We start from the raw sequence: 20,368 nt of genomic DNA on the forward strand, positions 1-20,368 counted from the left end.
GTACATGCACGAAGCCCCTCACCGTAGGACGGCGAGGGGCTCTGCACGATCGGGACCGGAACCTCGGAAGGTTCTAGTACCAGTGGTTGGCCTGCCAGAAGGACCAGGCAGCGCACGGGCTTCCGTAGCGGCCGCTGTTCATGTAGCTGAGGCCCCACTTGATCTGGGTGGCCGGGTTGGTCTGCCAGTCCGCCCCGGCGGTCGACATCTTCGAACCGGGCAGCGCCTGCATGAGGCCGTAGGCGCCGGTGGACGGGTTGCTCGCCCGGTAGTTCCAGCTCGACTCGACGTTCACGATGTTGCTGAAGCACTGGAACTGGTCGGCGGGAACGATCTGACGCGCCATCGCCTGGATCTCGGCCACGGTGTACGAGCCCTGCTGGGCGAAGGAGGAGGCGCTGCGGATCGAGGAGCGGCTGGCGCGCTCGTCCGCCGCCTTCTTCTTCTCCTTGCGCTCCTGCTCCAGCTTGTCCTCGGCCGCCGCCTTCTTCGACTTGGCGTCCTTGGCGGCCTGGATGCGGGCCGCTTCCTCCACGGACTTCTTCGCCGCGGCATCGGCCGCGGACGCCTGGGCGTCGGCCTGCTGCGTCAGCGAGGCGGTCTGCACCTGGGCCTGCTGGCCCGCGGGGATGTCTGCGAGCAGCGTGGTGTCGGCTGCGGTCGCCTCGAAGTTGTTGTCGTCGACAGCGGGAGTGCTGCCCGAGGCAACGCCAACGACGGCGCCAACGGTGGTTACGGCGGTGGCGGATGCCACGGCGAACCCCCGGACCGAGATCCGGCTCACACGGTGTCCTTCCAGCATCGCCCGCTTAGGTGACCTCGCGGACGCAATCGTGCCCCTGGCGCTGGCCTCCCTACTGCTTGGGTCACGGGAGGCACGGACCCGGTGGGCGACTCCCCGGAGGGAGCGCCGCGTGGTGCTCGCGGGCGGCATACGGACGTCGATTGTTGAGTTGTGTGGTGCGTGGCACCTCTGGAGGTGCGGGTGTGCCGTATGCGGGGCCTGACGGAAGCAAGACTCTGCCGGAACGGCACGCCGTGAAGCAATTCTCTGTTGCGTGTGAAAGCTCACACCTCGTTTGGAGCAAGTGATTTACGGAAATGGCGCCGCAACGCGATGCCGCCCGGCTAAGCTGCTTCGCTCGCCGGGCGGCACCAACTGTCGTATCCCGTATCAGATCTGGCCTTCCTCCAGCATTTCGGTCACCAGTGCGGCGATCTGCGAGCGCTCGGAGCGGGTGAGGGTGACATGCGCGAAGAGCGGATGGCCCTTCAGTTTCTCGACCACGGCGACGACTCCGTCGTACCGGCCGACCCTGAGGTTGTCCCGCTGGGCCACGTCATGCGTGAGCACCACCCGGGAATTCGCCCCGATCCGGGACAACACGGTCAGCAGCACGTTCCGTTCGAGCGACTGGGCCTCGTCGACGATCACGAAGGCGTCGTGGAGCGAACGGCCCCGGATATGGGTGAGCGGCAGGATCTCCAGCATCCCGCGCCCCAGCACCTCCTCGATGACCTCGCGCCCGGCGACCGCCGAGAGCGTGTCGAAGACGGCCTGCGCCCAGGGGCTCATCTTCTCGGCCTCGGTGCCGGGGAGATATCCCAGCTCCTGCCCGCCGACCGCGTACAGCGGGCGGAAGACCATCACCTTCTGGTGCTGTCTGCGCTCCAGGACGGCTTCGAGCCCGGCGCAGAGCGCCAGCGCCGACTTGCCGGTGCCGGCCCGGCCGCCCAGCGACACGATGCCGACGTCCTGGTCGAGGAGCAGATCGAGGGCGATGCGCTGCTCGGCACTGCGGCCGTGGATGCCGAAGGCCTCCCGGTCACCGCGCACCAGGCGCACATTGCCCTCGGCGGTGACCCGGCCGAGCGCCTTGCCCCGCTCGGACTGGAGGACCAGTCCGGTGTGCACGGGCAGTTCGCAGGCTTCGGGGACGTAGAGCGTCTCCTCTCCGTAGAGCAGGTCCACCTGCTCGCCGCCGAGGGAGAGCTCCGACATGCCCGTCCAGCCGGAGTCGGTGATGGCGAGCTCGGCGCGGTACTCCTCCGCGAGGAGGCCGACCGAGGACGCCTTGATCCGCAGGGGCAGGTCCTTGGAGACGACGGTGACGTCGTACCCCTCGGCCTGGAGGTTGCGCGCGACCGCGAGGATCCGTGAGTCGTTGTCCCCCAACCGGTAGCCGGCTGGCAGTACGCCGGGGTCGGAATGGTTGAGTTCGACGCGCAGCGTCCCGCCCAGATCCCCGAGCGGGATCGGGGCGTCGAGCCGGCCGTACCGGACCCGGAAGTCGTCCAGCAGGCGCAGGGCCTGCCGGGCGAAGTAGCCGAGCTCCGGGTGGTGCCGTTTGGCCTCCAGTTCCGTGACCACGACGATCGGGAGCACGATCTCGTGCTCGTCGAACCGGGTCATGGCGTTGGGATCGGCCAGCAGGACGCTGGTGTCGAGAACATAGGTGCGCCGGTCGGACATGCGGCGCTTTGTGCTGGTCACCACGGAAGGACGTACCCCCTCGGACGAGGTTGGGGTGCGACGGCGTCGCGGAGCATCCCAATGGGAGAGGACTGACCGGGCTTGGGCCCCGATGCGCGGGCCGGGCACCGGCCCTCCGCGTCGGCCGTGCGGTTCGTACGGTCCTTCGTGTGCAAAGGGCCTCCCGGGCGAGCGGACTCCATGCCGCTCACTTGGACACGACGTCCGCCTGGTTCCTGACCGGACGTCGACCTGTCAGGGGTATTCCCTCGAACACGCGAAGCCATGCCGCCCTGGGCCGGCGGGGTGAGCCGGGAGTTGCTCCCCGGGCAGGTGGGGGCGGGCCCCGGGGGGAGTCCGCAGGGGGTCAGCCGCCGTAGCGGCGGCCCCGGGCCGCGTAGTCGCGCAGTGCGCGGAGGAAGTCGACCTTGCGGAAGGCCGGCCAGAAGACCTCGCAGAAGTAGTACTCGGAGTGCGCGGTCTGCCAGAGCATGAAGCCGGACAGCCGCTGCTCGCCGCTGGTGCGGATGACCAGGTCCGGGTCGGGCTGGCCCCGGGTGTAGAGGTGCTCGGAGATCATGTCGGTGGAGACGATCTCCGCCAGGTCCTCGAACGAGGTCCCCTTGGCGGAGTGGTCCAGCAGCAGCGAGCGGACCGCGTCGGCGATCTCCTGGCGCCCGCCGTAGCCGACGGCGACGTTGACCAGTATTCCGTCGACGCCGATGGTGGCCTGCTCGGCCTCCTTGAGCACCGTCTGGGTGTGGGCGGGCAGCAGGTCGAGCGTGCCGACGTGGTGGACCCGCCAGCGGCCGTCCGCCGCGAGGTCGCGCACGGTGTTCTCGATGATCCCGAGGAGCGGCGTCAGCTCGGACTCGGGGCGGTCGAAGTTGTCCGTGGAGAGCAGCCAGAGCGTGACGACTTCCACATCGGTCTCGCTGCACCAGCCGAGCAGGTCCTTGATCTTGTCCGCGCCGGCCTGGTGTCCCTGCGCGGCCGTCCCGCCGGACGCCTTCGCCCAGCGCCGGTTTCCGTCGAGGATGACGCCGATGTGCTTGGGCACCTGGGTGTGGTCGAGGCGGGCCTCCACCCGGCGCGCGTAGAGCCCGTACACCAGGTCGCGCAAGTTCACTGAGTTCACCTCTCGGTTCCGTGCGGGCCCGCCCGCCCCCTTGCCCGGGGTCCGGGGTCGTCCCCCTGGGGATCGCCGCACTGGTCCACAGAGTCCGTCGCCCCGCCGTGCCGTGGCATTCCCCGAAGCCGCCACATTACTGCGCAGGCGGGGCACCGGCCCAACCCGGCCTGTCACAAGTCCGTGATAAGGAGAGAAACGTGACTGATTCTCCTCTCCACTACCAAGCCGCCGGTTCGCGCTACGACTCCATGGAGTACCGCCGCAGCGGCCGCAGCGGTCTCAAGCTTCCCGCCGTCTCCCTCGGTCTCTGGCACAACTTCGGCGACGACCGCACGCTGGACTCCCAGCGGGCGATCCTGCGCCGCGCCTTCGACCTCGGGGTGACCCACTTCGATCTGGCCAACAACTACGGGCCGCCGCCCGGCTCCGCCGAGCTCAATTTCGGCAAGCTCTTCCGCCAGGACTTCGCCCCGTACCGGGACGAGCTGATCATCTCCACCAAGGCCGGTTACGAGATGCACCCCGGCCCGTACGGCGAGTGGGGCTCCCGCAAGTACCTGCTGTCGTCGCTCGACGCCTCGCTGAACCGGATGGGGCTGGATTACGTCGACATCTTCTACTCCCACCGCTTCGACCCGGAGACCCCGCTGGAGGAGACGATGGGGGCACTGGCCTCCGCCGTCCAGCAGGGCAAGGCGCTGTACGTGGGGGTGTCCTCGTACAACGCGGAGCAGACCGCCGAGGCGGCCGGGCTGCTCAGGGAGATGGGCGTACCGGCACTGATCCACCAGCCGTCCTACTCGATGATCAACCGCTGGATCGAGGACGACGACCTGCTCGACACCCTGGAGACGGCCGGCATGGGCTGCATCTCCTTCGTGCCGCTCGCCCAGGGCCTGCTCACCGGGAAGTACCTGGCGGGCATCCCGGAGGGCTCCCGCGCCACCCAGGGCAAGTCCCTGGATCCCGGGCTGCTCTCGGACGAGGTGGTGCGCAGGCTGAACGGGCTGAACGACATCGCCGCCCGGCGCGGTCAGTCGCTCGCCCAGCTGGCGCTGTGCTGGGTGCTGCGCGACAGCCGTATGACGTCCGCCCTGATCGGTGCGTCGAGCGTGAAGCAGCTGGAGGAGAACGTCGCGGCGCTCGACGGACCGCCGTTGACCGCGGAGGAGTTGAAGGAGATCGACAGCTTCGCCGTGGACACCGCGGGCACCAACATCTGGGCCGGACGGGGCTGACGTAAGGGGCGGCTGCGCGGGGCCGGCTCACGGCCGGCGCCGCGGGCCGAAAAAAACGGGCCGGTCCGTGGGGGGGGATACGGACCGGCCCGAGGGGGGGTTTCCACCATAACCCTTCGTAAGTGATGCTGCGCGCCACGCCACTCCACAATCACTCTGCGAATTCACCGGACTCCGTTGCGCGCACGCCGTCCGGTTGACGCCCGCCGGTCTCTCAGTGGCCGCCGACCGGCTTCACACAGCCCGTCCCTTCGAGGTACTTGCCGTGCGCCTCGGCCGTGACCAGCCCGTTGGCCTCGCCGTCCAGCGCGCCCTCCACGCAGATCCTGCCGAGGTCCAGGACGAAGGTGCTTCGGTGCGCACCGAAGGTGCCGGTGGTGATGGTGCCGGGGGCGTAGCCCAGGCCGGTGAGGGCCGCCCGGACCCGGGGCTCGGTGGCCCTCCGGCCCTCCGCGATCCCGGCCAGACCGGCCTTGACCTTCTTCACCTCGGCCTCGCCCCGGGCCCGGTCGGCCGGGGTCAGCTCGGCGGTGGACTGGAAGGCGTGGTTCTCCCGGTACTTCGAGGCGTCGCTGCCGTCGACCGGGCCGTCCTGGGGGGAGGCAGCCCTGGGGGGCGGGCCGCCGCTCGCGCCGGGCCCCCCGGCCGCCGCCCCGGACCCGGCCCGCTCCGTGCCGCAGCCGGCGAGGACGGGGACGAGGGCGAGCGCCGCCGCTGCGGCGAGGATGCGGGCGGTACGTCTCGCAGAGGTCATGGGCCGAGTATGGGACAGGGGCTGACCTGATGGGGCGCTAGTTTCCCGGACATGACGAGCCGAACCGCAACTGTGACCTGGTCCGCCGCGAACGCCCGCCGGATGGCGCGCCAGGGGCTCGCCGCTCCCGGCCGCCTCTCCCCCGCCGAGGTGGTGGGTACCCTGCCGGCCGCGCACGCCCAGGTCCTCTCGGCCGCCGAGCTCTCCGTCGGGCTGCGGACGACGGGCGTGACCCGCGCCGATGTGCGCGACGCGCTGTGGAAGGACCGCACCCTGGTCAAGACCTTCGGGCCGCGCGGCACCGTCCATCTGCTGCCGATGGCCGAACTGCCGCTGTGGACGGGGGCGTTGTCCGCGCTGCCGACCGGGCGCAATCCGTTCGCCAAGGACGCCCGGATGACCCCTGAGCAGGTCGGGGCGGTGCTCGCCGCGATCGACGAGGCGCTGACCGGGGCCGAGCTGACCGTCGACGAGCTGTCCGAGGCGGTGGTGGAGCGGGCCGGGGCGTGGGCGGGGGACCTGGTGATGCCCGCGTTCCAGGGGATGTGGCCGCGCTGGCGGCAGGTGATGCATCTGGCGGGTCACCGCGGGGTGCTGTGCTTCGCGCCGGACCGCGGCCGCAAGGTCACCTACACCCGGCCCGGCGTCGTGCCGCTGGACGGGCCCGAGGCGCTCGCCGGTCTCGTACGCCGCTATCTGCACGCGTACGGGCCCGCCACGCCCGCGCACTTCGCGAAGTGGCTGGCGCTGCCTCCCGGCTGGGCGGCGGAGCTGTTCGCGGGGACGGCCGCGCGCGGGGAGATCGAGCCGGTGACGTACGAGGGAGGACCGGCCTGGGTGGTGGCGGGCGACACCGGCTTTCCGGCGGAGCCGGTCCGCGGGGTGCGGCTGCTCCCCTATTTCGACGCGTTCCTCATCGCGTCCCGGCCGCGCGAGAGGCTCTTCCCCGGTGCGGCGTACACACGGGCGCTGGCGGGCGGCCAGGCGGGGAACTTCCCGGTGCTGCTGGTCGACGGCACGGCCGCCGGGGTGTGGCACCAGCGGCGTTCGGGCCGCCGGATCGCGGTCACCGTGGAGCCGCTGGCGCCCCTGACGGCCGGGCAGCTGCGGGAGCTGGAGGCGGAGGCGGCACGGGTCGGCGAGGTGCTGGAGGGGAACGCGGAGCTGACGGTGGGCGAGGTGACGGTGGGGGCGCACGCCTGACGCAGGGGCTCTCAGGTGGTGGCCGGTGCGCCGCGGTGGCCGCGGGTGAAGCGGATCGCCATCGTGTCGCCGCCGACGACCACGAAGCTGCCGCCCTCGCAGCGGATGACGGCCTCGCGGACCTGGCCGTTCTCGTCCCCGCGCTCCTCGGTGCGGGTGACCGTCCAGCCGCCGTCGGGCGGCTGCGGCAGGGCCGGCACGGTGGCGAACTCCCACTGCCCCGACGGTACGCACCACTCGGGCAGCCGCGGCCAGGTGCCGGGTCCGACGCGCAGGGTCCAGTCGGAGGCGCAGGTCAGCAGCACCGACTGGCCGTCGGCCAGCAGGAATTCGACCGCTTCCGGCTCCGCCAGCCGTCCCTCCGGGCGGTAGAAGACACCGAGCACTCCGATGATCCGCGCGCCTCTGAGCCAGTCGGCCCTTCCCTGCCGCGGGACCCGCGGTGCGTTCTCTTCGTTCCCCACCCTCATGTGCCAGATCCTTCCCCAGGGTTCACCGCCCAGGGTCGCATCCTGCGGCCGTGAGCGGCGGGTGCGACTCGGGGTCAGGCGTCCGGTTTGCGGGCCTCGATCAGGAATCGGGTGGTGTGGGCGACGAACGGCCCCTCAATCTCGATCAGATGGTGCAGCTCGGCCAGTCGGGGCCGGTACTCCTCGACGGTGAAGCCCGGGACCATCCAGATCACCTTGCGCAGGAAGTAGACGACGGCGCCGATGTCGAGGAACTCGGTGCGCAGTCGTTCCGCCCGCAGATCGACGACCTCCAGCCCGGCCGCCTCGGCGGCCGCGCGCGCCTGCTCGGGGTCCCGGGCGCCGCGCACCTCGGGGGGCTGCGGGCCGAGGAAGTACTCGACGAGCTCGAAGACGCTGGCCGGGCCGACCTGTTGCGAGAAGTACGTGCCGCCGGGGGTGAGTACCCGTGCGATCTCCGTCCACCAGGTGGTCACCGGGTGCCGGCTGACCACCAGGTCGAAGGCGTTGTCGCCGAACGGCAGCGGCGGCTGGTCCGGATCGGCGACCACGGCCGCGCCGAGCGGGTGCAGGAGTGCGGTGGCGCGGGCGATGTTCGGCGGCCAGGACTCGGTGGCGACGGTGAGCGGCGGCAGCTTCGGCACGGACGCGAGGACCTCGCCGCCGCCGGTCTGGATGTCGAGCGCGGCCCGGGCCCGGCCCATGCGGTCCGCCATGGCGCGGGCGTAGCCCCAGGAGGGGCGCTCTTCGGTGGCCCGGCCGTCGAGCCAGGAGAAGTCCCAGCCGTCGACGGAGACGGTGGCCGCCTCCGTGACGAGGGCCTCGAATCGTGCGCGTTCTGCTTCGGCTGCCGCTTCTTCGGGTGCTCCGGACATACGGGAATGGTGTCAGCCGGGTGCCCGGTGGCGCGACCGGATTGCGGCGGGGCCGCGGATACGGCGGGGTCAGGCGGCCAGGGCTCCGAGCAGCATGCCCAGCAGCGCGCCCGTGATCATGAACGGGCCGAACGGGATGCCGGTCTTGCGCCCGGCCCGCTTCAGGACCATCAGCCCGAACCCGTACGCCGCCCCGAGCAGGAAGCCGGCGAAACCGCCGGCGAACACCACGGCCCAGCCGTACCAGCCGAGGGCCATGCCCAGCGACAGGGCGAGCTTGACGTCCCCGAAGCCCATCCCGTTCGGGTTGATGACGAAGAGCAGGAAGTAGAAGCCGCCGAGCGCGGCACCGCCGAGCAGGGCCGACAGCCAGGATCCGGCGTGCTCGGGGAGCAGCGCGGCGGCGCCGAGGAGTACGGCGAGGGCCCCGGCGGCGGGCAGGGTCAGCCGGTCGGGCAGCCGGTGGACGCGGCGGTCGACGGTCGCCAGGAGCACGGCCACGGGTGCCAGCAGCAGCCAGACGGCCAGTTCGGGGCGGGGTCCGGTGGCCGCCGCGAGGACCGCGCAGGAGAGCGCGGTGACGACGGGGACGAGGACGCCGGGGGCGTAGCGCGCGGCGGGCGGCGTGCGGTCCGCCGTGCCGTCCGGGTCTCCGGGCGCGTCGCCCGGGGTGGTGGTCACCGGCACGGCCGCGCACGAGGCGCACCGGGTGGAGCCGAGCCAGCCGCGGGCGGCCCCGGTCAGGGCATGGCCCTCGGGGCAGGCGTCGCGCCAGGGGTCCTCCGGCTCGACGGAGAACCGGTAGGCGGCGCGCGGGACCAGCAGTCCGGCCGCTGCGCCCCAGAGTGCGGCGAGCACTGTCAGCATGGCTTCCACGGTGCCGACCCTAGGCGGGCGCCCGGCACCGGTCATGGGTCCTGGGGCCCACTGCCACCCGTTCCGGACCCAGCGGCGGTCACCTGGCGCTACCTTCATGGCCATGGCTCAATGGCGCAATGGCAACGGCACGTTGACGGTCACCGACGGACAGGGCGGGCAGGGGGAGGAGATACCGCTGCGGATCGCGGCCTCGTACCGGGCCCGGAGCCGCGGGCTGCTCGGGCAGGACGGGATCGACGGTGCTCTTCTGATCACGCCGTGCGGGAGTGTGCACAGCTTCCGGATGCGGTTCACCATCGATGTGGCGTATCTGGACCGGAAGTTCAAGGTCGTGGCGGTCCACACGATGAAGCCCGGCCGACTGGGCATGCCCCGGCTGCGGGCCCGGCACGTGGTGGAGGCGGAGGCCGGGGCGATGGAGAAGTGGGGGATCCGGCCGGGGGTCCGGGTGGCAGTCGTCCAGAACGAGGCCGACCGGAAGTGAGCGTGCGGACCGGCGGCGTGCGACCGTTCGAAATCCCCTGCCGCTGAGATTCGGCAGGACCACCACGACGGCCCTGCGGGCCGAGAGCCAGGAGAACGGGGGCCGCGGCCGGCCCGGCCCCCGCCCCCGCTACGGCCGGAGCTTCGTGCGGGACAGCGGCAGGGCCGGCGCGATGGACCACAGGACCTCGGCCTCGTCCTCGCCGGGGTTGTCCCAGGCGTGGGCGGCCCGCGCCGAGAACGTGGTCGAGTCCCCGGCCTCCAGGATCCTGGGCTCGCCGTCCACGCTCAGCCGCAGCGTGCCGCGGACCATGTAGGCGAAGACCGTCTCGGCCTCCAGGCTGTACGCGCCGCCGGAGCCGCCGCCGGGCCGCAGGATCGTCCGCATGACCTGGACGTGCCGTTCCTCGGCGGGTGTGAGGAGGAACTCCTCGATGCCGTGCCCGCCCATCTCCAGCTTGGCGCCCAGGCCGCCCTTGACCACGTCCTGGTCCGGATAGTCGAAGAGCGTGGCGATGCCGGTGCCCAGGGCCTCGCAGATCCGGATCAGGGTCGGGACGGAGACCGAGGTCTTGCCGCGCTCGGCGAGGCTCACGAACCCCTTGGTCACACCTGCCGACTCGGCGACCTGAGCGAGCGTCAGCCCCTGCGCCAGGCGGAGCTCGCGCAGCCGCGGACCGATCGTGGACATGTGACTGTCAGGGGCTTCGGACATGGCGGACACGCTACCTGTCGGGGAGGTCACGGTCGGTGGCCGGGTGAAGACGCAGGTCAAAAGGGTTGCGGGAAGGGTCTTTACCCATCGAGTTTAGTGCTGTAAAACTTGACGAAAGTTTAATGGCGCTAAACAAGACGCCCTCGGCGGGCCGCTGTGCCGCCCTTCGCCGACCGTGCCGCCCTCCCCCTTTTGACCGTTCCGCACCACCCGAGGAGTAAGCCGATGAGCTCCCCGTCCTTCCAAGAGAGCACCGCGCGCACCGTGCGCGGCGTCGTCTTCCGCTCCCCGGGCCAGGAGGTGGCCGTCGCCGACGTCACCCTGGCCCCGCCCGGCCCCGGGGAGGTCGAGGTCGCCGTGGCGGCGGCCGGCGTCTGCCACTCCGATCTCCATGTCCTGCGCGGCGAGTGGGACCACCCCACCCCGGTCGTGATGGGGCACGAGGGCTCCGGCGTGGTCACCGCGCTCGGCGACGGCGTCACCGGCCTGGAGATCGGCGACCATGTCGTCCTGTCCTGGGTCCCCTCCTGCGGCACCTGCCGCTTCTGCCTGGCCGGACGCCCCGCCGCGTGCAGCCTGGTCGCCGAGGTCGTGGCGCCCGGCGGAGTGCTCTACGACGGCACCAGCCGGCTCTCGGTCGACGGCGAGAAGGCCCACCACTACCTGGGCGTCTCCTCGTTCGCCGAGCGTGTCGTGGTCCCCGCCTCCGGCGCGATCAGGGTGCGCAAGGACGCGCCCCTCGATGTCATCGCCCTGGTCGGCTGCGCCATCGCCACCGGTGTCGGCGCGGTCCGCAACACGGCGGGCGTCGAGGCCGGGGCCACCGTCGCGGTGATCGGCTGCGGCGGCGTGGGCCTGTCCTGCGTGCAGGGCGCCCGGCTGGCGGGGGCCGGCCGCATCGTCGCCGTCGACGTCGTCCCGGAGAAGCTGGAACTGGCCCGCCGGCTCGGCGCGACGGACGCGGTCGACGCCCGCGACGGCGATGTCGTCGAGGCGCTGCGCGCCCTGGTCCCGGAGGGCCTGGACTACGTGTTCGACGCCATCGGCAAGATCGAGACCACCGAGCAGGCCATCGCGGCGCTCGGCCAGGGTGGCGCCGCCGTCATCGTCGGCCTCCCGCCGACCGGCCGCACCGCCCGCTTCGACCCGCTCGCGCTCGCCGAGGCCGACCAGCGCATCCTCGGCTCCAACTACGGCTCGGTCGACGCCGGCCGGGACATCCCGGCGCTGGTGGACCTCGTGGTGTCGGGCGAGCTCGACGTGGAATCGATGATCTCGGCACGGCGTCCGCTGGACGAGGCGGCCGACGCACTCGCCGACCTCGCCGCCGGCCACGCCCTGCGCCAGCTGCTGATGATGGAGGACCGGACATGAGCACCGCCGGAAAGCAGCCCACCGCCGCGAAGCCCGCCGACGGCCTGGCCCACCGCTCCGTCTCCACCTTCGAGGTCGGTGCGCAGAGCGTCGCGAACGTCGCGCCCAGCGCCGTCATCGCGTTCGCCCCCGCCAGCATGGCGGCCTCCGCGGGCAACGGCGCCTGGTTCTCCTTCTTCCTGGCCATGGCCGCCGTACTCGCCATCGCGTACTGCATCTGCGTCTTCGCCCGCAGGCGCGCCGGGGTCGGTTCGCTGTACGCCTTCTCCCGGCTCTCGCTCGGGGCGCCCGGCTCGTTCGTCACCGGCTGGGCGCTGCTCATCGGTGCGGTCTGCATCGGCTCGGGTTCGCTCGCCGGGGCCGGCTACTACACGGCTCGCGCCCTCGACCAGATCGGCATCGGGATCTTCACCGGGATCACCGGTCAGATCCTGCTGGACGTACTGCTGGCCGCGGTCGCGATGCGGCTGACGATCGCCAGTGTGCGGACGGCGGCCCGGGTCGCCTCGGTGCTGGAGGTCGTGTCGATCGTCCTGATCGTGGTCGTGCTGCTCCCCGCCTTCTTCAAGAGCGGGAACATCATCGACACCGACCAGCTGAGCCTCAGCGGCTCCACCCTCGACGGCATCGTCTTCGCCGTGGTGCTGGGTGTGCTCGGCTTCGTCGGCTTCGAGGGCGCCGCCTCGCTGGGCGCCGAGGCCACCGACCCGTACAAGGCGATCCCCCGCTCGGTGATGGGCAGCGCGGTGCTGGCCGGTGTGCTGTACATGTTCGCCACGTACGCGCAGGTCGCCGGGTTCGGCGGGGCGGACGCGCTGGGGAGGAGCTCCGACCCGATGGACGAGCTGGCGGAGATGTCCGGTCTCGGCTTCCTGAAGTTCTTCCTGCACGCGGGCTTCGCGGCGTCGTTCGTGGCCGTGGTGATGGCCTGCATCACCGTCGCCGCCCGGCTGCTGTTCGGCATGGCGAAGGAGGGGGTGATGCCGGCCCGGCTCGGTGTCGCCCACCCGCGCCACCGCACCCCCTCCGCCGCGATCTGGACCATCACCCCGTTCGTCGTCGTCCCCGCGGTGCTCGTGGTCGGCGCCGGGACCGCGCCGCTGAACGCGACGTCGTACATCGACACCATCGGCGTCTTCGGCTACATGCTCAGCTACACCCTGGTGTGTCTGGCCGCTCCGCTGTTCGTACGCCGGATCGGGGCCCGGGGACTGATCGTCACCTGGGGCCTGGGGCTGATCGGTGCCGCCGCGATGGTCTACGTCTTCTACCGCAACCTGTGGCCGGTCCCGGCCTGGCCGCTGAACGTGCTGCCGTACGTGTTCGTCGGCGCGCTGGTCGTGGGCATCGTCGGCTTCGCCGTACTGCGGGTCCGCAGACCCGAGGTCGCCGAGCGCGCGGGAACGTTCGCGGACGACCTGGACTGACAGCCCGGCGCGTCCCGCTCCCTTCCCCCGATGCCCCGTCCCCCGCTCCTCGCGGTGGGGCGGGGCATCACCGTTGGGCCCGACTTTGGGGCCAAGGGCCCAGGTCACCCGGCTCGTACACCCGTACGCTCACGTCGACCCGCATGCGGAACTGCGGGCACAGGCATGGCGAGTGGGCGTCGGAGAGGAAGAACCGTGACTGGTGGCGGGGGCTGGGGAAGCGGAGGCGCGGGCCGGATACCACCGCGGAACGGGGGTGGTGGCTCCGGCGCGAGCAGTGGCGTGTTCTTCGCACTGACCCGCAGCTGGGCCGCCGGCGCCCTGGTCTACATCGCCGCCGGGTATCTGGTGTCGCGCGGGCTGGTCGAGCTGCTGGCCAGCGACGAACGGCTGACCAGCTTCGGCTGGCGCCTGGCCCTGATCCACGTACCCAGCGTCATCACGACCGTTCTCACGGTCCTGGCCTCCGCCCGCGTCCTGCCCGACGAGCACCGCGAGTCGCGTCCGCTGACCCTCGCCGCCGCCCTCACCGTCCCGGTGGCCGCGCTCGTCTACGGGCTGGCCGTGTCCTGGCATCTCGTGGACGTCGAGGGCACGTTGATGCCGTTCGTCGCGCTGGCGACCGGCTCGGCGGCGGGGCTGGCCGTCGACCGCCTCCTGGACGACCGCGCGGACGAGCCGGAGCCCGCTCCGTACCAGCCGTACTCCTGGCGGGACGGCGGCGCCACCGCCATGGAGTACCTCGGGGTGGTCGTCCTCGTCGTCACGCTGATCGGCGCGATGTCCATGGCGGGCGTCGGCGGCCAGATCGGCGAGCGCATCCGCTGCGCGATCAACTCGCTGGGCGGCGGCGGTGGCAGCTGCTCCACGGGCGGCGGCGACACCACCGCGAAGCCGAAGACGGACGCCGACTACGAACCCAAGATGTGCCAGGTCTCCAGCGTCTCCGACACCGTCGGCGACAAGGTCAAGATCGGCTGGTTCGAGTGGGGCAACGAGTACGGCTTCCAGCAGAAGGTCAGCCAGGCCAAGACGGATGTGAACGGCGACGGCAAGGTCGACGAGAACGACAAGCTGGTCTACATGACGTTCACGGACGCCGCCTCGGCCGGCGCCACCGCCAGCACCCCCGGCGTCAAGCTCGGCAAGCTGGGCAAGGCGGATGTGGACGTCGGTGGCGGCATCAAGATCACCAACGGTGACACCTGGGTCTTCAAGAGCGAGGAAGAAGCCAAGAAGATGCGGGACGACATCGAAGAGATGAAGATGTGGGAGACCTCGACCAAGTACAGCGGCGGCTACGGCGGCGGCTGGTACTCCGGGATGAAGTGGGCCGACAAGAAGAAGGACGTCGAGAAGAAGATCGGGGACAAGAAGATCTCCTACTCGACCATCGGTCTCAACGTCTACGCGGACGGCGGACTCTCCATCAGCGCGGGCGACGAGGCCAAGCTCGGCGCGAAGCTCGGCGGCAAGGCGAAGTTCTCCCCCGAGGTCACCATCACCAAGGACGACGTCAACGGCAACGAGTCGTACACGTACACCGCCAAGCTCGAACTGGAGGGCAAGGTCGGTGGTTCGGCCGGTCCGCTGGGCGGCACGGCCTCCGCGAAGGACAGCCGGACCGGGGCGGTCACCGTCACCCGTGACCAGAAGACCGGCAAGATCGTCCGCATCGACATGACCCAGACCGTCGAGACCGGCGCGACGACCGACAAGGGCGACATCAGCGGCGACAACGGCAAGACGGGCGACGACAAGCGCGGCGGCAAGGTCAGCGGCTCCGACTCCTCCGGCGACACCGGTATCGAGGTCCAGACGAACTCGATCGTCTTCGGCAAGGACACCGACCAGGCCACCGAGGCCAAGCGGGCCATCGCCGAGCAGTGGCTGGACGGCTCCGGCAACAACACCGCCCCGTTCGAGTACATGTTCGGCGATCATTCCCTGGAGCAGAAGCCCACCGGAACCGACCCCTTCGACCAGCTGATGTACCAGGACGGCCTGTCGAGCAAGATGAAGTACAACGGCCAGACGGACGCCCAGGAGTTCGGCTTCGAGGTCTCGCTCGGCATGAGTCTGGGATTCTCCATCTCCGACGAGCACAAGAAGGAGACACTGACGGACGCGGAGTTCCTCGGTGCTCCGCAGGGCGACAAGCGCTCGTACCTTCCGTACAGCTACTGCGCGAAGTAGCGGTACGGGACGCACCAACCGCGCACGACGAAGAGGCGATAGGCGATGACGACGAAGAAGACGTACCGGACGATCGGCGCGACCGCTGCCGCCGCCATCGGCTTCGCCCTGCTCACCGGCTGCGGCGGGGACTCCGCCGCACTCCCGGAGGGCTGGAGCAAGCTCGACACCAAGAGCCTCTCCGTCGGCTACCCCGGGGACAAGGGCTACAAGGAGCAGCCCGCGGCCGACCGGGCCAAGGGCAACGCGGCCGTCGCGCTCAAGGAGGAGGGCGGGCTGCGCACCGGAATGGTCTCCGTGCAGCTCGACTTCGCCACGGGCGTGGACAGCGCCGACGAGGCGGCGTCCGCGGCGGGCGCCGGCATCGGTCTCGGGGCGACCCGCAAGGGGACCGAGGATGTGCGGCTCGCGGGTGCGGAGAGCGCCCGTGACGCACGCCGGATCGACTACGAGTTCACGTCGAGCGGCGAGGAGCGGACCCCGGCACCGGGCACCCGGATGACGGGGGTCGTGGTGGCGGGGGTCGATTCGAAGGACGTGCCGTTCGTGGTCCGGATCAATGCGGTGAAGGGCTCGCTGAGCGCGCGGGACCTCGACGCGTTCGTCGACTCGATCACGGTCAAGTAGCGGACCGGGAGCGCTCGTCCATGCAGATCCTGCCCGGCGGCACGGCCACGTTCCTGCTGCTGTTCGGCCTGTTCCTCGGCGCGTTCGCGATCCGTTCCGCGCTGCGCCTGAACCGGGTGCTGCGGCTGGTCCGGCACGGCGAACACGCCGAGGGGCGGTGCGCGGACCGCCGCACGGTCGACCGGGGGCCGGGCATGGAGCGGAGTTACGCCACCGAGTACGTCTTCGCGTTCCGCACCCGTGACGGCCGCGAGATCGAGTTCACCGACCATGCCCCTGGCCCGTTCGGCTTCGAGATCGGGGCGCCGGTCCGGGTCAGTTACGACCCGGCCGACCCGGCGGGCCACGCCACGGTTGCCGGGCCCGGGGCGTGGGGTCCGGTGGTGATGCCCGCGCTGTTCGCGCTCGGGCTCGGGGTGTTCGCGGTGGGGCTGCTGCTGGGGTTCGCGGCGATGCGGGGCTGGCTCTGAGGCGTACGCCCGCTCGGGGAGCGAGCGGGCCCGCAGTCGTCAGAACTTGTCGCGGTCGATCGGCAACGGGAGCGGCGTCAGCGAACCGGCCGCCCGCAGTTCCCTGTTGGTCTCGATGATCGTCTCATTGTCCGGTGCGGTCGTGCCGCCCCGGGTGAGATCGATGACCAGGCCGCCGGCCTCGGTACGGGTGTACGTACCGTCGAGCCCTTCGGGCGCCTGTGCCGCCCGCCCGGCGGAGAGGTAGACCGCCCGGCCGCACCGGGGGTGGGAATTCTTCAGCTCGAATTGCTCTGCCACCGCTTCGTACTGGGAATCGTTGTACACCTGACCGGCGTCAATGTCCCAGGCATCGGCGATGATCCGCAGAATGTCGGGCGCCCGCCGGATCACCTCGGTCGATTCGTCCAGCTCGCGCGAGCGGAAAGCGAGCGAGATCGAATTCGTGACGTACGGCGACGACCCACCCGCGTGAATTGCCGCGGTGACACGCAATTTCCCGCGATTGTGCGCCCACAGGGAAGCCGTGTAGCCGACCACATCGAGATCGGGCCCTTGGTTCTTGCGCTCGATGTAGTCGACCAGTACGTCTTCCGACACCGCGTCCCCCGACGGCACCACCACGGGGTCGGACGCGTCACCGCGCCCGGCATCGTGCCAGTCGCCGAATGTGGCGCCGTCCACTTCCTCCAGCGCGGCGAGAGTCATTGCCCATCGTCTGCCGATCTCCCGGACATCCTCTTCCCGGACGCCCCAAGAACCGTTGACGACGACATAAAGCACGGAACTCTCCCTCAGCCTTCGGAATTGCGCCCGGCGCCCGCGTTCAGCCGACGACATCTCCCGGCGTGTTGATCACCTTAACGTCGATGTTCCGATCCCGGAACATCTTCCTGGCCGCATCGGCGACGTCGGGATCGGACAGGTGCCATTCGACCGGCTTGCCCCGCGCGGCGTCCAGCTGGCGGGTTGCCTGGTCGGCCCAGCGGCTGGCGAGATCCGGCGCGAGTTCCCCGGTCTCGGCGTTGTAGTACTTCTTGCCCGTGTACCCGTACTTCGCCTCCAGGTACGTGCCCCGCGAGGCGTCCCAGCCGTCGAAGTCGACCGGCTTGCCGGTGAGCTTGTCCAGCGCTACCCGGTACTCCTTGCCCCGGCCCACCTTGGAGATCTGCTCCTGGTAGCGGGCGCCCATCTCCGTCGGGTAGTTCCAGACGCCGGGCTTGATCTCCTGCCAGTTGCCCGCGCCGCCGTCCTTGGCCCCGGCCGGCGGGTCCTTGAGGTCCTTGTACCAGGCCGGCTTCGGCTGGTTCTGGGCGTCCTGCAGGGCCTTGCGGCGCTTGGCCGCGTCCGCGGCCTTCTTCGCCTCGTCGGCCAGCTTCTGGGCCTCGTCGGCGGCGGCCTTCTTCTCCGGGTCGACCTCGTCGCACTTCCCCATGAGGAAGCCGACGGGAACGGAGGCCGGCGGCGCGGCCAGGAGGCCGGTGCCGGAGCCGGACAGTCCGACGCCCGCGCCGCTGCCGTACGGGATCCGTACGCGGCCGCCCATCCCGACGGTGCAGCCCTTGAGTCCGGCCTGCTCGGCGGCGTCGTCGGCGTGCTGCTGCGCTTCCTTCGCGGCCTTCTCCGCGGCCGTGACATCGCCCGCCTTGGCGGCCTTCTTCGCCTTGGACGCGGCCTCCGAGGCCTTCTCCGCGAACTCGCCCAGCTTGCCGAGTTTCCCGAGCTTGCCCAGCTTTCCGAGCTTGCCGACGAGCTTGCCCTCGCCGTAGCCGGGGATGAACAGCGAGCCGATGTTCCAGAGACCGGTGCCGATCGCCTGGCCCTCGTTGCCGTTCTTCCACATGTCCCGGACGTCGTCGCCGATGAACACGTCGTCCAGGGCCTTGAGGCCGGTGCCGCCGGACGCCTTGGTCCAGTCCCAGACCGCGCCGAGGTAGTCGCCCTTGGACCACTTGTCCCCGGCGCCCTTGGAGTCCTGGCTCCACTTGTCGCCGAGGCTCTTGCCGTAGTCCTTCAGGCCGTCCCACGCCTTGATGGGGTGGAAGATCGTGTCGATCGTGCCGGTGATGTCGCCCCACAGCCCGTCGCCGACCAGGCCCTTGAAGAAGCCGCCGGTCTGGTGCGCGGCGCAGGAGAAGAACGCGCCGACGCCGGAGGTGCAGCTCTCGCCGGGCTTGTCGTCGCCGCTGTCGCCGCCGCCGTCCTGGTCGCCGCCGTCCGGCTCGCCGGAGCTGTCCACGTCGTCGCCGCCGTCGTCGACCTGGGTGACGGTGTCGTCCCCGCCGGAGCCTCCGGAGCCGCCCGAACCGTTGCCCGCGCTGCCCGCCGAGCCGGTCCCGCCGGAGGCGTCGGTCCCGCCGGCGGCGTTGTTGCCTCCGGCGGCGGTGTTGCCTCCGGCGGCGGTGTTGCCCCCGGCCGCGTCGGAACCCCCGCCGTCCGTGCCGCCCGTGGCGACCGATCCGCCGGCGTCCGTACCGGCGGAGTCCTTGCCGCCGGAGGCGGACGACCCACCGGAGTCCTTGCCGTGTCCGGCCTCCACATTGCTGCCGGGCGCGGGGCAGGCACTGCCGGTGAGCCGGCAGATCGCGTCCTGCATCCCGCCGGTCAGCTGGGCACCGATCCCCGTGACGACGAGCCCGCCGATGAGGGCCACGACCACCAGGACCATGCCGAGGTATTCCATCGCGGTCTGCCCGGCGTCGTCCCGGCGCCACCTGATCATGCGCGCGATGCTGAACCGCCGGTGCGGCGCCCGCTGTTCCAGGGGCAGCTCGAACCATTCGCGCGAGTTCGCCCGGAACAGCAGGACGATGACGGCGACCGGCATCACCAGTTGTGTGACACCGCGCCCGCCCCCGTCCCCGCCGAGGGTCGCCAGCGCTCCGAGGACGAGCCAGACGTGTACGGCGAGCAGACCGCGCCGGACCCAGGTGCCGCCGGTGCGCACGTACAACGAGAGCACGAACGCGAACACGCTCGGCAGCGCCGCGTACAGCAGCAGCCCGAGCAGCTGGCCGTCGACCTCGTCGACCGCCGACGCCACCGTCAGCACACCGATGCCGCCCAGGGCGGCGGCCGCGAAGAGGAGCCGTACGAGGATCAGCACCGCCTGCAGCGGGCGCGGCAGGGAGTGCCTGCCCCCCTGCCGGCCCATGGCGGCATCCCCACCGACGACTCCGCCGCCGGCACCGCCCGAAACCGCAAATCCGCCTATGCCAGACACGACGAGTCCCCCAGCTTGCCGGTGTACGGCCACAGTTCAGCCACTCCACGCATCCGACCACACCGGCACCCTTCGGGGCATGGGCCTCAGGACCCAATGCAAGGCTCAAAGTTGCCGAATACGACGGAAGTCACGAAGCGGATCACCGGGCGGCGGGGATGTCGCTACCGGACGGGCACCTCGCTCCCGAAGAGCATCCAGGGCGACTGGTCGTACGAGCTGACGCCCGCCAACTGCGGCTGCATCGCGGCGATCTCGTGCCGGACGGCCAGTGTGTCCGGCCAACTGTCGAAGTACGTCGTGCCGTTGACGACGACACCGCTCCAGTCGGTCGCCACGGAGGCGCCCTCGCGGTCGACGACGAAGCCGATGCAGAGGACGGAGGCCCGCCCTATCGCCTCCCTGATCGCCCTCGCGGCGACCTCCTGCTCGTCCCCGGAAAGCCGGCCGAAGCCGAATTCCAGTGCGACGACCCCGTCCCGCATCCGGCGGACCCGTGCGGGCACATCGGTCCCGCTGTTCACCCACAACAGGAACTCGACGCTGTCGAGCCGTTGCAGTCCGGCCAGGAGCACGAGCTGTTCCCTGGTCACCCACGACGGGGTCCCCCGCGGCCCCGGCCCCGGGCCGAGGAGCGTGACCCGCCTCGTGACCGGGTGGGCGAGCCGCAGCCCCGCCGCGTCGAGATCATTGAAGAGCGACTCGGAGTCCGGGCGACTCCAGCCGAGGTGGTACGAGTAGAAGAATCCGTCACTCATCGACACATCACCCCATGCGAGACAGGTGGAGCGTGAAGTTCCAGATGCGTGCGGGCATGCCGGACAGGCGC

At 71.0% G+C, this 20,368-nt stretch carries 19 protein-coding genes; 8 read left to right on the plus strand and 11 right to left on the minus strand.

The annotated features are described in order from the left end of the window. Positions 1 to 73: 73 nt before the first annotated feature. The 3 genes from ACWCPY_RS09535 to ACWCPY_RS09545 form a co-directional block, all read right to left on the minus strand. Entirely contained in the window at positions 74 to 784 is a 711-nt protein-coding gene (locus ACWCPY_RS09535) for an aggregation-promoting factor C-terminal-like domain-containing protein (RefSeq protein ID WP_451263765.1), read from the minus strand. Positions 785 to 1,174: 390 nt separating this feature from the next. Next, positions 1,175 to 2,497: a PhoH family protein gene (locus ACWCPY_RS09540; RefSeq protein WP_451263766.1), complete on the minus strand. Its 1,323-nt coding sequence runs from the start codon at positions 2,495 to 2,497 to the stop codon at positions 1,175 to 1,177. A gap of 343 nt (positions 2,498 to 2,840) precedes the next feature. Then, the gene (locus tag ACWCPY_RS09545) at positions 2,841 to 3,602 is read right to left on the minus strand and encodes an isoprenyl transferase (protein WP_451263959.1); all 762 of its coding nucleotides are present in this window, start codon (positions 3,600 to 3,602) and stop codon (positions 2,841 to 2,843) included. 200 nt (positions 3,603 to 3,802) lie between these two features. Between ACWCPY_RS09545 and mgrA the strand changes: the two genes are divergently transcribed. Then, positions 3,803 to 4,843, plus strand: a complete 1,041-nt coding sequence (mgrA, locus tag ACWCPY_RS09550; RefSeq protein WP_451263767.1) for an L-glyceraldehyde 3-phosphate reductase — start codon at positions 3,803 to 3,805, stop codon at positions 4,841 to 4,843. A 214-nt stretch (positions 4,844 to 5,057) separates the two neighbouring features. Here the strand turns inward: mgrA and ACWCPY_RS09555 are convergent, their stop codons facing one another. Next, positions 5,058 to 5,597, minus strand: coding sequence for a hypothetical protein (locus ACWCPY_RS09555; RefSeq protein WP_451263768.1), 540 nt, complete (start codon positions 5,595 to 5,597; stop codon positions 5,058 to 5,060). Positions 5,598 to 5,648: 51 nt separating this feature from the next. Between ACWCPY_RS09555 and ACWCPY_RS09560 the strand changes: the two genes are divergently transcribed. After that, positions 5,649 to 6,800: a winged helix DNA-binding domain-containing protein gene (locus ACWCPY_RS09560; RefSeq protein WP_451263769.1), complete on the plus strand. Its 1,152-nt coding sequence runs from the start codon at positions 5,649 to 5,651 to the stop codon at positions 6,798 to 6,800. Between the two features lie 11 nt (positions 6,801 to 6,811). Here ACWCPY_RS09560 and ACWCPY_RS09565 read toward each other — a convergent pair whose 3' ends face one another. The 3 genes from ACWCPY_RS09565 to ACWCPY_RS09575 all read right to left on the minus strand — a co-directional run bounded on the left by ACWCPY_RS09565 (position 6,812) and on the right by ACWCPY_RS09575 (position 9,021). Continuing rightward, positions 6,812 to 7,270 carry a hypothetical protein gene (locus ACWCPY_RS09565; protein WP_451263770.1) on the minus strand — a complete coding sequence of 153 codons (459 nt, stop codon included), beginning with the start codon at positions 7,268 to 7,270 and terminating at the stop codon, positions 6,812 to 6,814. A gap of 74 nt (positions 7,271 to 7,344) precedes the next feature. Further along, the gene (locus tag ACWCPY_RS09570) at positions 7,345 to 8,145 is read right to left on the minus strand and encodes a class I SAM-dependent methyltransferase (RefSeq protein WP_451263771.1); all 801 of its coding nucleotides are present in this window, start codon (positions 8,143 to 8,145) and stop codon (positions 7,345 to 7,347) included. Positions 8,146 to 8,214: 69 nt separating this feature from the next. After that, on the minus strand, positions 8,215 to 9,021 hold the full coding sequence (locus ACWCPY_RS09575) for a prepilin peptidase (RefSeq protein ID WP_451263772.1): 807 nt from the start codon (positions 9,019 to 9,021) through the stop codon (positions 8,215 to 8,217). Positions 9,022 to 9,124: 103 nt separating this feature from the next. On the opposite strand from ACWCPY_RS09575, the gene ACWCPY_RS09580 reads away from it, so the two are divergent. Next, a complete protein-coding gene (locus ACWCPY_RS09580) occupies positions 9,125 to 9,508 on the plus strand; it encodes a DUF192 domain-containing protein (RefSeq protein ID WP_443051122.1) in 384 nt (127 codons plus the stop codon). A 129-nt stretch (positions 9,509 to 9,637) separates the two neighbouring features. Here ACWCPY_RS09580 and ACWCPY_RS09585 read toward each other — a convergent pair whose 3' ends face one another. Then, entirely contained in the window at positions 9,638 to 10,222 is a 585-nt protein-coding gene (locus tag ACWCPY_RS09585) for a helix-turn-helix domain-containing protein (protein WP_451263773.1), read from the minus strand. Between the two features lie 225 nt (positions 10,223 to 10,447). Here ACWCPY_RS09585 and ACWCPY_RS09590 point away from each other — a divergent pair, with 225 nt between their 5' ends. The 5 genes from ACWCPY_RS09590 to ACWCPY_RS09610 all read left to right on the plus strand — a co-directional run bounded on the left by ACWCPY_RS09590 (position 10,448) and on the right by ACWCPY_RS09610 (position 16,316). After that, the gene (locus tag ACWCPY_RS09590) at positions 10,448 to 11,596 is read left to right on the plus strand and encodes a zinc-binding dehydrogenase (RefSeq protein WP_451263774.1); all 1,149 of its coding nucleotides are present in this window, start codon (positions 10,448 to 10,450) and stop codon (positions 11,594 to 11,596) included. Beyond that, the gene (locus ACWCPY_RS09595) at positions 11,593 to 13,023 is read left to right on the plus strand and encodes an APC family permease (RefSeq protein WP_451263775.1); all 1,431 of its coding nucleotides are present in this window, start codon (positions 11,593 to 11,595) and stop codon (positions 13,021 to 13,023) included. Before ACWCPY_RS09590 ends, ACWCPY_RS09595 begins: the two co-directional genes overlap by 4 nt. A gap of 195 nt (positions 13,024 to 13,218) precedes the next feature. Beyond that, positions 13,219 to 15,219, plus strand: coding sequence for a hypothetical protein (locus ACWCPY_RS09600; protein WP_451263776.1), 2,001 nt, complete (start codon positions 13,219 to 13,221; stop codon positions 15,217 to 15,219). Positions 15,220 to 15,264: 45 nt separating this feature from the next. Then, positions 15,265 to 15,846, plus strand: coding sequence for a hypothetical protein (locus tag ACWCPY_RS09605; protein WP_451263777.1), 582 nt, complete (start codon positions 15,265 to 15,267; stop codon positions 15,844 to 15,846). 20 nt (positions 15,847 to 15,866) lie between these two features. Continuing rightward, a complete protein-coding gene (locus tag ACWCPY_RS09610; protein ID WP_451263778.1) occupies positions 15,867 to 16,316 on the plus strand; it encodes a DUF3592 domain-containing protein in 450 nt (149 codons plus the stop codon). A gap of 39 nt (positions 16,317 to 16,355) precedes the next feature. Here ACWCPY_RS09610 and ACWCPY_RS09615 read toward each other — a convergent pair whose 3' ends face one another. The 3 genes from ACWCPY_RS09615 to ACWCPY_RS09625 all read right to left on the minus strand — a co-directional run bounded on the left by ACWCPY_RS09615 (position 16,356) and on the right by ACWCPY_RS09625 (position 20,297). Next, positions 16,356 to 17,099 carry an Imm52 family immunity protein gene (locus ACWCPY_RS09615; RefSeq protein WP_451263779.1) on the minus strand — a complete coding sequence of 248 codons (744 nt, stop codon included), beginning with the start codon at positions 17,097 to 17,099 and terminating at the stop codon, positions 16,356 to 16,358. 43 nt (positions 17,100 to 17,142) lie between these two features. Beyond that, complete coding sequence (locus tag ACWCPY_RS09620; protein ID WP_451263780.1) at positions 17,143 to 19,470, minus strand: Tox-REase-5 domain-containing protein; 2,328 nt, start codon at positions 19,468 to 19,470, stop codon at positions 17,143 to 17,145. A gap of 233 nt (positions 19,471 to 19,703) precedes the next feature. Beyond that, a complete protein-coding gene (locus ACWCPY_RS09625; protein WP_451263781.1) occupies positions 19,704 to 20,297 on the minus strand; it encodes a hypothetical protein in 594 nt (197 codons plus the stop codon). Between the last annotated feature and the right edge of the window lie 71 nt (positions 20,298 to 20,368).

This window comes from Streptomyces sp. NPDC002403 (assembly GCF_053593015.1).